Source organism: Nostoc sp. DedVER02 (assembly GCF_034530675.2).
In the GTDB taxonomy this organism is placed as follows: domain Bacteria; phylum Cyanobacteriota; class Cyanobacteriia; order Cyanobacteriales; family Nostocaceae; genus Nostoc.
On record NZ_JAVRCP020000003.1, the window covers coordinates 28,938 to 40,491 of the forward strand.

Here is an 11,554-nt window from a genome sequence, read left to right on the forward strand (position 1 = left end):
GACAAATGCCAAGAAGTCTAAGGTTCTCATCTATGCAACAAAGCGATCGCACAAGTAATGTAAGTGCGATCGCTCTGTTAAAATGCGTTAATTTTACTTAGCTAATGATGTAACTGACTTTTTACGGCTAGGACGCTTGTACTCCGATTTTTTCTTCAATCCTACTGCTTGGGCTTGATCGCTATCTAATCCATATTGTCCACGCACAACTTCTTTCATTGCTAATACTGTATTGTGAAATTCCCATTCTGCTAATCGTGCAGCATCAGCCGCAGCACGGTATAAAGTTTGTTTTTCAGTTTCGGCTTGTTGCTGGGCTAACATAGCTTGATAAGCTTGCTGTAATTTGGCAGCAGAGGCTTCAGCACGGTTAGTTTCATAAGTATTGATGGTTTGTAAACCGTGCCATGAAGTAACATCTTCACTAATTAATTGAGGGCGCAAACGGCGTGTTGTATTTTGGGTAGTCATATTACTATACTGCTGTCAGTGATGTATTTAATGTACCCATTGCCACTCTAAAGCTATCAGTAAGGTGAAAAATTTAAGTAGGGTGCGTTATGGACGGCAGTCCTAACGCACCGTAAATCCTTGGCGGTGCATTACGCTCGCGCGATAACACACCCTACAAGACTTATACTGAACAAAAAGAGTGGCAAACGTCACTCATTACTCCCAATAATTCTCGCTTTGTGCATTTTTAACTCGGAATCGGGTTTGGGGTAAATAGTAAAGGTTAAAGGTTTTTTCTTTCCCTTTTCCCTTTCCCTTTTCCCCTTAACCGAGAAGTATTGTCACTACTCCTTAATAACTGAGTCACGCTCATTTGTACAACTTTAATGCAACAAGGGTATATCCTAATACAATCAAGTTGCAAGTCAATGCTACTAAGTTGCTAGCCAATGCAACAAAGGTGCAAGTCAATGCTACTAAGTTGTTAGCCAATGCAACAAAGGTGCAGGATAATGCAAAGGATATCAGCATCAAGGAATCATCCAAGTAGATGCGATCGCTCTTTGTGCATGAGGAGCGATCGCCTGAATAAACGAATATGATGCTTATATATATTTGATACAACTAACTAATGACTCTTGTTCCAATCGTTCTGAGTATACTTGCTGGCATTTGTTTATATGTTGGTCTGTTTCACCTGCTGATTGCCTATGGAAGATTACAAACCACGCTTCATTTGTGCTTTGGGTTAGTTTGCTTAGGATGTGTTAGCTATATCGTGGCTTTAATGCTGAGATATCAAGCCGCTAACGTAGAAGACTACATCGCTGCCCAAAAATTGGTATGTTTTGTTGGATATATTTATGCTGTTACTGTTGTCTGGTTTATAGCTGTTTTTACTAAAATAAAGCCAGTGCGTTTAATTTTGCTACTGAATAGCCTGTACGCCATCAGCCTGTTAATCAACCAAATTTCCCCGACAGGGATTCTCTACTCTGATGTCAGTAGCCTATCAAGCGTTTCTTTGCCTTGGGGCGAATCTATTTATTACCCAGAAGGTACACTCAATCCCTTATTCGGTTTTCAATTATTAGCTTTAAACAGTACTACTGTTTTCGCTGTTTCTACTTGTTACCTTCAATATCGGCGCGGTGAGAAGCAAGCAGCACTTAGTTTAGGACTGAGTTTAGCGATTATGATAGCAGCTGTGCAACACGATCGCCTAGTAGATTTAGGGAAGATCAAATTTCTATACCTGGCTGAGTTTGGATTTATGTCCTTCATAGTAATTATGAGTCTACGCTTATCCAAAGACTTAATGCAAGCGGTGAAACTACACGAACAATTGCTAGAAAGCGAACGGCTACGCAAAATTGCGGTGGAAGTCGAGCGAAATCGCCTCGCCCGCGACTTACACGATTCAGTATCGCAAACATTGTTTACTGTGGCGACCATTGCCGAAGCTTTACCTAGAGTTTGGAAACGCAACCCAGACATAGCACAACAAGGATTAGAGGAACTCGCCCAACTCACACAAGGGGCTTTAGCAGAGATGCGGAATTTACTAATCGAATTGCGTCCCGATGGTTTGGCGGAGAAACCATTAGGTGAATTAATACAGCAGTTAACCAAGGCAATTTCTGGACGAGCAAGTTTACAGATAACAACAATTTTAGAAGGCGATTTTCCTTTATCTAATGAGGTAAAGCTTGTGTTCTACCGGATTACTCAAGAAGCACTGAATAATATTATTAAATATGCTAAAGCTTCGCTTGTATCAGTCAGCCTCCGCAGCGATTCACAAAAAATGATCTTGCGTATTAGCGATAATGGCTGTGGTTTTGACTTTAACAAGATATCATCTGATCATCTGGGCATAGCAATTATGAAAGAACGGGCTGAGTCTATTGGCGCTATTTTCTATTTGTCAAGCTATCCAGGTAAGGGGACTGAGATTGTCCTGAGTTGGCAACCTGTGTAAATAAAATAGGCAGTGGGGAGTAAGCAGTGGGGAATCGGGTATTGGGCATAAATAAAGTTAACTACTAAAAGCGCGATTTGTTCTTTTTGATTGTTAATTAGTAAGGATTTTAAACGTATTTAGTTTTTGTAACATAGTTAGGTTTATTTTTATCAACTATTTAGAAAAAACAGATTTAAATACTATATTGTGGGATTTTACCGTGATTGACTGGCGATAAATAAAAAATTAAAGATTAAGAATTTAACGTATAAATACTGAAAATAAAACAATTAATGTAATGTAAATGTACTAAAAATAGTTTTAATACTGCCGATTTATTTATGGAAAAAGATAAATCAGTGAAACCGATTCGGGTCATAACTGTTGACGATCATCAAATCTTGCGGGGAGGTATTAAATTTCTCTTGCTGGCCTTTGATGACATGGAGTTAGTGGGGGAAGCGGGTAATGGTGATGAAGCAGTACATCTTTGCGAAAACTTGCAACCAGATGTGGTGCTGATGGATTTGATGATGGTGGGGATGAATGGGGCGGAAGTAACAAGAGTTATCCGCAAAAAATACCCAGAAATTCAGGTTTTAATTTTGACCAGTTTTCTAGACAAGGGCTTGGTACAGAAAGCAATGCAAGCCGGAGCTATTGGCTACTTGCTCAAGGGTATCTCCATTGATGAGTTGGCGGATGCCATCCGAGCCGCAGCGATCGGTCGGTCTATGTTGGCAACAGAGGTGATTCAGGCGTTGCTGCAACCAAGCAAACCATCATCCCAAACTCTCTATGAATTGAGCAAGCGACAGCAAGAGGTATTAACACTACTGGCTTTAGGATTAAGTAATGATGCGATCGCTCAACGGATGAAATTGAGTCCTTCTACCATTAGGCATCATGTCAGCCAGGTACTAAATAAGTTAGGAGTAACGAACCGCACTGAGGCTGCAACTACAGCTGTGCGAGTCGGATGTGTTTAGTATTGGTGAATCAACTTAGTTACTTGTGAACATTTTATATTGCAAAGTTTTAAGAAAATTGATTTTAACAAGAGTAGTAGCGATATTTACGGTGAGCTACGCCAACGTTACTACTCTTGTCACGCCAGTAATACCGTTTCACTTTAAGGTTGATACAAATAGGTAGCAGAGGAGCAGGGGAGAAATTATTTGTATCTTTCATTTGGTGAAATGGTATAAGGTGTTTAATTTTTGCAGATTGATGCAACTAAATTGCAGGTCGATGCAACTAAATTGCAGGACAATGCAACTAAATTGCAGATTGATGCAACTAAATTGCAGGACAATGCAACTTAGTTGCGGGTCGATGCAACTAAATTGCAGGACAATGCAACTAAATTGCAGGACAATGCAACTAAATTGCAGCCTGGTAGGGAAAGGAAAAATTCAAAGTTTTATTAACTCACAGCTTCTACTAGTAGTCTGCCAACCCAAAAATACTAGGTGAAGATTGGGGAAAGGGGAAAGGATAAGGGATTTAAACCCTTTCCCCCTTACCCTTTACCCCGCCAAGGGAACTTGGCGTACCACTAGCTGCAACTAGGAGAATGCAAGTCGAATGTGTTTAATCACCCTAAAACTCGTTGGTGCAAAAAGTTGCAGTGTTAGCGATCGCTATTAGTATAAATATTAGCGATCGTGTTTGTTCTGGTTATCGTCTTATATTGCCTGTACCTACCTCCACCTTTTGTTTTCCTTCAACGATTTGGTAAAGCTTATCTTCAAGTTTTTGCATACACGCTGACCAATCAAATTCGAGTATAGAAGGGCGAGCGTGCCTAGTCATGTCTGCTTTCAAATCAGGATTTTCTAGAATCGCAATCACCTTTTGAGCGAAGTCTGTAGGGTTGTTAGGTTGGGCAAGAAAGCCGTTACGACCAGGAAACACCTGTTCTGAAGTTGACGGTGCAACAACCGCAACTAGAGGCGTTCCAGAAGCTAACGCTTCGTTATTTGTAGTGCAGAAGTTTTCGGTGACGGAAGGATTGACAAAAATATCTGCTCTCGCAAACCAACCTAAAAGTTCTGTACCATGAGATTCGCCCCATATAGTAATACCCGATCCAAACTTTTTAGCACGCTCACGAATCTCCTCATCCATCGGGCCACTACCAACAATCACCAGATGAACATCAGGAATTTTGGCAGCTATGACTGGAAAGATATCAAGCAATTGGTTGACATTTTTTTCAGGGGTAATGCGTCCGACAAACAAAATAGTTGGTCGGTTGTCGTTAGGAATCGGATTGTAACAAATGTTGCGTGGATGAAATTTTTCGCAATCAATGCCTTGATAAGGGACATATTCAGCGCGTTGACATTTCAATTCTTCGTATTTAGTGAGTTGCTCTTTAGAAGAAAAGTAATTGAAGTCATAAGACTCACTAAATTGCTTAACTAAAACGGGAATAATCGGACGAACAAAGTTAAAGAATTTATCTCCAAAATAGTATTTGATATACGCAACGATATCAGTATGGAAAAGTGATATTATTGGCGTACCTGTTCGTTTTGCGTATTCGACACCAATTGGACGACCATAACCTTGCAAGAAAAATGAGTATAAACCTCTCATTTGCGCGGCTTCTTCAACCAAGATAATATCAGGCTTAAATTTCTCCAGCAGCTTGGTATCACTCCAATGCCGATGGTTTAATGGTTGAGGAAGAGACTTATAGAATAATAGTGGTTCAGTGGGAAATGCGTAAGCAGAGAAATTGGGGAAAGACTCAATTTCATTCAAACCTGGCATGGGGCGATCGCCAACATTTTTGGGGTAGCGATCGTTGATTTGCGGATGAACTAGAAAAACCTCATGTCCTTGCTCTAGCAACCAACGAACTCGTTGGTGAACAGCAACAGAAACACCAGTCAAGAAAGGAGCATACAATCCTGTAAATAGTGCAATGCGAAGTTTTTGCTTAGTCATAATAAAGGGGAATATTTCACGAAAATGCTGGTTTTCAATTTAGGATTTACGCAGCTTATGTTTCATGAACATCCTGATTATGTAGCTAAAAAATTCCCCCTAATACGGTTAGACTAAGGATTTACGCATTTTCAAATAACCGAAATTATCAATTTTTAATTGGATGTCTAAACCTGGATTTAACTCTCAAAACATCCAAAATACTAAGTCAAAATTCCCCTTAATATATTTGTCTACACCCTTGCCATTTTATGCAAATACATTTCGATAATCACAAGAAAAAATATGTATTCTGACAAGGGTTATAGCTAATATAGTTGTACTAAATATAAGATAATATAATTTGAAGACTAGGGAATGTTTAGTGTAATAACTTTCATGCCCTAGTTCATAATAATTCGTAATTCGTAATTCGTAATTCGTAATTGAATACGGGTTGATACCCCCTTTCTATAAAACATAATTACGTTAGTATAGGGGTAGCAAGTTCACTTACTATTGCAAAGAAGCAAGCTACGTGCAACGTCTTGTAGTGAGCGCCATTACGAAGTACGAATTGTTCATATTTTAGCGATTTAATTCAAAGAGAAACCTTGCTATTAATCGGCTGGTCTAACCATTGATAAGGGCGATATTCTACTAAGCGGACATTCCAAGGCCCTTGAACTCGATAGGAGACACCGCGCCAGGTGACTGTTGAGATCCAAATGGATGATAGCATCGCTAACCCATAAACCCACTGTGTTAGCGGAATTCCAATTAACATTTTGACGATTGTAGCACCTGATAATTTTGCGATCGCCTGGTCATTAGAGCGAACCACTCGCTGTACCTCTAATTCCAACACAAGCATTATCAAGAGTAATCCTACAGTATAGACACAATAACACCCTAATAAGAGAATCGCAGCTTCCAATTTTGCCTGCAAAAAGGACTCTAGAATTAAGATGATGAGTGCAGTCGGAAACAAAATGCTAGAAACAGATTCGCTAACTAAAGCTAACCAACGCGGGTGATACAGTCGAGAATAAAGTATCAGGCGCTTGAGATAGTCGATTAAGTTGGATAAATCAGTTTCTTCACGATTAACAATTAGCAGCGAAGGCACAAACTTTACCTGAAATCCATGTTTTTTGAGGATGTCGTGCATCATAAAATCTTCGCCTAAAGCTTGTCCCCATTTATCTAGGAGTTCTGTTTGGCGAAGTACTTCTGTTTTCACAGCCAAACATCCACCCCAAGGAATCTGGAAGATAAACATTTGCACTACTGTGGATACATTACCGATGTATCGGACTAAAGATCCCCAATACCTACCTGTAGGGACGTACCAACGATTACCTGTTGTCGCCCCTACTTTAGCATCACTTAAAGGACTGACCAATTCTCGTAGCCAATTCACATGAACTATGGTGTCAGCATCTACTAAGGCAACCACCTTGTAGGAATCATCCAACTCACGGACAGCTTGGACTAAAGAACTACATTTGAGACTACAATTGTTGCGTACTATTCGCAAAGGGCTAATTTGAACGTTGGTCGCTTCTTGCTCTGTGATGCTTTCACTGGCAATTTTCCAAGCGGGGTCTTCGTGACTATCAACGATCAATTTTAAATCATAGTGTGGATAGTTTTGGTTCAGGAGCGATCGCAAACATCTAGGCAAAAACGGATCGGCTCCGCGTAAGCAAAGAATCACTGCTGTTTTGGGTAACTGATCATCTGCTAATAAATTTTTTTTAGATGAGCGCAGATACCATATAAAGACAAGCGTTAAACACACCTGAATAACCAACCAACCCATCAAAGACTTAGACAAAAATATCGCCAAATCTTCCATTAAATTTTTAATCTCCGATAGGATTAGGGGTTGGGGACTGGGGATTAGGGATTAGGGACTGGGGACTGGAATTAGGAATTGGAGATTGGGGATTGAAAATCAGAAGTATCTTGTAAACAAGGAGTCCCCAGTACCCAGTCCCCAATCCCCAGTCTCCAATCGCCTTTATGAATCCAGCGAATACTTCATAGTAATATTGACTGTTGTATTTTTATTAACAACAAAACTGGCATCACGAAACTTTGGTGTACCTGTTTGTATAGACACAGTTGGATTTTTAGAAATGCCAAAACCTTCTGTAGGAATACCAAAAAAGTCTTTATTGAGTTTGCGATCGCCATTTTGATCGTCAACCACAGCAACAGCATAAGTTCCAGGCTTCAAACCGGAGAATTCTTTTTTTACAGAATTGCCAGTAATTTTAGCGCAGCCACTTTGAGATCCCTTAGAATTACTCATCGGAAAGCCTTTTTCAGTTGCATAAACTCGGAAGCAAATCTCACCTTTTTTGTGTTGTATGCCATTGACTACAACACTTAGTGTTTCAGTTGGTTCTGCATTCACTGTTTTAACAAAGCTGAGGCTGACTAAAGTAGCAAGTAAAACTTTAGAGATTTGAGATAGTTTCAGCATAGTTTTGTAGTGAAAAAATAGGTGAATTTTGGGCTGGGAAAAAGCTGTACTTACCAGCTTTTATTTTTAAACCGATTTGTTAAATGGATAGCTTGATATTTTTTAATTAATGCTAGTTGCCAACCTTTCCAAAGTAATTGCAGCACTTTTAGTAAATCTTTGAGCAAAAGATATTCTGCCCCTTTTAACTGCCGATATAAACTTATTTGGCAACACAAGCGCTCATTCCAACTTAGGGGACTACGCCATATAGAGAGTAGATACTCCCAGATTATTCTCCAATGCGGCAATAAAATTTGTCCTTTCTTTGCTGAATCAAACCACACTGTATAGGCATAAAAATCAGGCAGCATACTCAATGAGTGTTTTTTAGTGTTGTTAGCAAACAACAAATAATTAGGGAAATACATACTCATTGATTGTTGCGGATGGCTTCTGGCAAAAAACAGGTATTCAGGAATTTCGTAAAATCGACCAAGAATACCAAGTCTTAACAAGAGAATTCCATCTGCATTACCGTAACCACCCATAGGTGGTATCTTTCTCAAGGCACTGGCACGAATTACTCCGTAACATTGATAACATAAATGTTTCGTCAGTAATTCGTGAAAACGCTCATCTGGTTTTAATGCATCTGCCTTAAGTTTGATATCGTAATTTTGGAGAAAATTACCCCGTTCATCAATAAAATATGTCTGGGAGTGACACAAGACTATGCTAGAGTCTTGGTCAAGTACCTCAACACACTTCTTGATAAAATCTGGAGCATGAAGATCGTCATAAGCTGCCCATTTAAAGTACTCACCTGAAGACAATTGAAAGACGCGATTAAAATTACGGGCGCAACCAATATTATTGTCATTGCGGTAGTAACAAACACGTTGGTCTTTCTCAGCATAAGCTCTACAAATTTCCTCAGTTTTATCTGTAGAAGCATTATCTGAAATAATTAGCTCAAAATCTTCAAAGGTTTGAGCCAAGACTGAATCTATGGCTTCTTTGATAAATTTTTCACCATTGTATACAGGTAATCCGATGCTCAATCGTGGCTGATTGCTACTCATAACAAGTATTCGGATAATCTGTGGATTATTTTATGTTTAATTGCAGATAATTGTTAGGCAGATGCAACGGAATAATTTAGAAGTCAGAATCCAGAATTCAGAATTCAGAATAATTTCAATAAAATCAATCAACCATGCTGTATGTATCCTCTTGATTTTCCAATCATTCTGTTAGCAGTAGCAGGACATTTAGCCCATTCTGACTCCTGACTCCTGAATTCTGACTTCTTAAAATCTGTTGACTATTTAATCAAGTTTTGGATATCTGTTTTTTGCAGCCATTCATGTGTTCGCTGCATTCCTTCTTCTAAGTCAATTGTTGGTTTATAATTTAATAGACTTTGTGCTTTGACAATAGAACAAGCATAAGGACGAGTCATAAAATCTATAGACTCTGGTAAAATATCAACTTTTTTCCGAAAAAGCTTTTGTCCTTGAACGCGCAGCTTTAGAAACAACTTTATTTCATCTTTCGATAATGAAAGGGGTGCTTGTAAATCTTCCATCGCTGCTAAACGCATAAAATACTCTTTCCAAGAAGTTTCTTGTCCGTCGGTGATATTAAATATTTCACCATAAGTTTCTTTTTCTATAGCTAGAAAGATTCCATCAATCAGGTTATCTATATATACGTGATTGATTACTCCTTTAGCATCGTTGGCACAGGCAAATAATTTTTGACGCATCATCAAAATTGGTCTGACTATCCAGGGTATACTTCCTGGCCCGTAAACATCTCCGGCTCGAATAACAATGATGCCAAAATCGGGAGGATGATTCAATTCTAAAAGTGCTGTTTCGGCTTCTATTTTGGTTTCACAGTAAGGATTATTTTCGCCAGATAGTGGCCCTGATTCTGTAACACCATTAGGATAGTTGAAACCATAAACCATTACACTGGATAGATGCACAAATGTTTTGACACCAGCCTGTTTAGCAGCTTTAGCTATGTTGATAGTACCGCCAACATTGATATCACGAAAATTCTTAATTGCACCAGCTTCTTCGGCAAGTTGAACTGTATGTAAAACGATATCTACTCCCTGACAAGCCTTTTGAGCAATAGTAGAATCGGTGATACTACCAATAATTATCTCAACACCTAAATTCTGTAATTGCTTGTTCTGTTCTTTAGAACTTTGCAGTCCACGAACTTTCATTCCTTGCGCTATGGCTAACTCGGCTGTACGCAAACCGACGAATTCATTTATCCCGGTAATTAGCAGGGTTTTGTCTTTGAGGTTCATAAAATCGAAATTATTGTTAAATGAGTGAATTTGAGCTATTAGATAAAAGACTGAAAATGTATACCCAATTGGTATAGGGAATAATTTTTCCGTAGAGAACCTGCCCCAATGCTTAGTTATATTTTTGTATCAGGGCAAAGTAATTTGATTATTTTGCTGCTTACAATAGCTAAAAAATATCTCCTGGATCTGCGGAGCGGAGTTTGTTGATAGCAAGCGCTCCCGATGTTATGCACATTAAAACTGTTGAAGTTAAGACAATTACTGCGTTATTAGTGGTCATAACTATTGGTAGTTTAGTTGCTTCGGCTGCAAAACTATATAGCAAAACAGAAGTAATAAATCCTGGGATATAACCTAATATTGCCAAAATCAAAGCTTGCTGAAATACCACATTCAACAAATAGCTATTTGCATATCCGATGGCTTTTAAAGTGGCGTAAGCAACGAACTGTGTAGCAATATTGCTGTAAAGAATTTGATAAACAATAACCACACCAACAACCGCAGCCATTGTCAACATCAAGTTAAGAATAAAACCAATGGGTGTTCTAACAGCCCAATAATTTTTTTCAAAATCAATGAAGCCTTGGCGGGTAAAAACTTGGACATCACTAGGCAAACTTGCTTGCAAATTTTTCAGTACTGTTTGTGCATTAGCACCAGGTTTGAGGGAAATCAAACCGATATCTATCATATCCGCCGGACGAGTATTGGGATTTATCCTCAAAAAAGTTGAGTCACTAACAAGCAAATTTCCGTCTACCCCAAACGAAGGGCCTAATGTGAATAAACCACCTATTCTCACTCTATAGCCAATCAATGAACTGTAGGGAAATATTTCAATTGTCTGTGCAGTTTCTCCCGCATTAAATTTTTCAGCAATTGGGCCAAACTCTGGGCGAGAACCCCGATCAAAAAGAACGACATCGGGAATTTTGAGTTTATCTAAATTTTTCTCCACTTCTGGGAGATTCATCACCGGTCTACCTGGGTCGAAACCAATAACATATATTGAATATTTCTCACTAGTAGCCGGATTTTTTAGTTTGGCAAATTGCAAATACATGGGGCTAACTGACTCTACACCATCAAACCCCAGAGATTGGTATAAACGAGTCCGCGAAAAACTTTGATTTGAGGTCAAAGATTTATATTGCGAACTCACTAAAAATAAATCTCCTTTGAGATTTTGATGCACTGCGGTTGCACTGGAATAAAGAGCATCTTGGAAACCAAGTTGCACAAACATTAGCAGCACAATAAAACCAATCCCGGCTACAGCTACTAATAAACGAACTTTTTGCTGCGCTAGCTGTAGCCAACCTAAAGGAATTTTAAAATTCATGGATTTATTTTCATTTGTCATTTGTCATTTGTCATTGGTCATTTGTCA

Annotated in this window: 9 protein-coding genes; 2 read left to right on the forward strand and 7 right to left on the reverse strand. The window is 38.9% G+C overall.

Annotation, left to right across the window (positions count from 1 at the left end; genetic code table 11):
• Nucleotides 1-93 precede the first annotated feature (93 nt).
• A complete protein-coding gene (locus RMZ41_RS05900) occupies nucleotides 94-471 on the reverse strand; it encodes a hypothetical protein (RefSeq protein ID WP_322643246.1) in 378 nt (125 codons plus the stop codon).
• Nucleotides 472-1,084: 613 nt separating this feature from the next.
• Between RMZ41_RS05900 and RMZ41_RS05905 the strand changes: the two genes are divergently transcribed.
• Nucleotides 1,085-2,434, forward strand: a complete 1,350-nt coding sequence (locus RMZ41_RS05905) for a sensor histidine kinase (protein ID WP_322643247.1) — start codon at nucleotides 1,085-1,087, stop codon at nucleotides 2,432-2,434.
• A 323-nt stretch (nucleotides 2,435-2,757) separates the two neighbouring features.
• The gene (locus RMZ41_RS05910) at nucleotides 2,758-3,405 is read left to right on the forward strand and encodes a response regulator transcription factor (RefSeq protein ID WP_322643248.1); all 648 of its coding nucleotides are present in this window, start codon (nucleotides 2,758-2,760) and stop codon (nucleotides 3,403-3,405) included.
• A gap of 691 nt (nucleotides 3,406-4,096) precedes the next feature.
• Here the strand turns inward: RMZ41_RS05910 and RMZ41_RS05915 are convergent.
• From RMZ41_RS05915 to devC, 6 genes are all read right to left on the reverse strand, one after another.
• Nucleotides 4,097-5,374, reverse strand: coding sequence for a glycosyltransferase (locus RMZ41_RS05915; RefSeq protein WP_322643249.1), 1,278 nt, complete (start codon nucleotides 5,372-5,374; stop codon nucleotides 4,097-4,099).
• Between the two features lie 580 nt (nucleotides 5,375-5,954).
• Nucleotides 5,955-7,214, reverse strand: coding sequence for a glycosyltransferase family 2 protein (locus RMZ41_RS05920; protein ID WP_322643250.1), 1,260 nt, complete (start codon nucleotides 7,212-7,214; stop codon nucleotides 5,955-5,957).
• Nucleotides 7,215-7,379: 165 nt separating this feature from the next.
• Nucleotides 7,380-7,847: a DUF2141 domain-containing protein gene (locus tag RMZ41_RS05925; protein WP_322643251.1), complete on the reverse strand. Its 468-nt coding sequence runs from the start codon at nucleotides 7,845-7,847 to the stop codon at nucleotides 7,380-7,382.
• A gap of 50 nt (nucleotides 7,848-7,897) precedes the next feature.
• Nucleotides 7,898-8,911 carry a glycosyltransferase family 2 protein gene (locus RMZ41_RS05930; RefSeq protein ID WP_322643252.1) on the reverse strand — a complete coding sequence of 338 codons (1,014 nt, stop codon included), beginning with the start codon at nucleotides 8,909-8,911 and terminating at the stop codon, nucleotides 7,898-7,900.
• A 242-nt stretch (nucleotides 8,912-9,153) separates the two neighbouring features.
• Complete coding sequence (locus RMZ41_RS05935; protein ID WP_322643253.1) at nucleotides 9,154-10,158, reverse strand: NAD(P)-dependent oxidoreductase; 1,005 nt, start codon at nucleotides 10,156-10,158, stop codon at nucleotides 9,154-9,156.
• A 169-nt stretch (nucleotides 10,159-10,327) separates the two neighbouring features.
• Nucleotides 10,328-11,506, reverse strand: a complete 1,179-nt coding sequence (gene devC / locus RMZ41_RS05940) for an ABC transporter permease DevC (RefSeq protein WP_322643309.1) — start codon at nucleotides 11,504-11,506, stop codon at nucleotides 10,328-10,330.
• Nucleotides 11,507-11,554: the final 48 nt, after the last annotated feature.

What these genes read in the sequence shown, in the direction of transcription:
- RMZ41_RS05900 (WP_322643246.1), bottom strand. Translation starts at nt 471, where the DNA reads ATGACTACCCAAAATACAACACGCCGTTTGCGCCCTCAATTAATTAGT.
- RMZ41_RS05905 (WP_322643247.1), top strand. Translation starts at nt 1,085, where the DNA reads ATGACTCTTGTTCCAATCGTTCTGAGTATACTTGCTGGCATTTGTTTA.
- RMZ41_RS05910 (WP_322643248.1), top strand. Translation starts at nt 2,758, where the DNA reads ATGGAAAAAGATAAATCAGTGAAACCGATTCGGGTCATAACTGTTGAC.
- RMZ41_RS05915 (WP_322643249.1), bottom strand. Translation starts at nt 5,374, where the DNA reads ATGACTAAGCAAAAACTTCGCATTGCACTATTTACAGGATTGTATGCT.
- RMZ41_RS05920 (WP_322643250.1), bottom strand. Translation starts at nt 7,214, where the DNA reads ATGGAAGATTTGGCGATATTTTTGTCTAAGTCTTTGATGGGTTGGTTG.
- RMZ41_RS05925 (WP_322643251.1), bottom strand. Translation starts at nt 7,847, where the DNA reads ATGCTGAAACTATCTCAAATCTCTAAAGTTTTACTTGCTACTTTAGTC.
- RMZ41_RS05930 (WP_322643252.1), bottom strand. Translation starts at nt 8,911, where the DNA reads ATGAGTAGCAATCAGCCACGATTGAGCATCGGATTACCTGTATACAAT.
- RMZ41_RS05935 (WP_322643253.1), bottom strand. Translation starts at nt 10,158, where the DNA reads ATGAACCTCAAAGACAAAACCCTGCTAATTACCGGGATAAATGAATTC.
- devC (WP_322643309.1), bottom strand. Translation starts at nt 11,506, where the DNA reads ATGAATTTTAAAATTCCTTTAGGTTGGCTACAGCTAGCGCAGCAAAAA.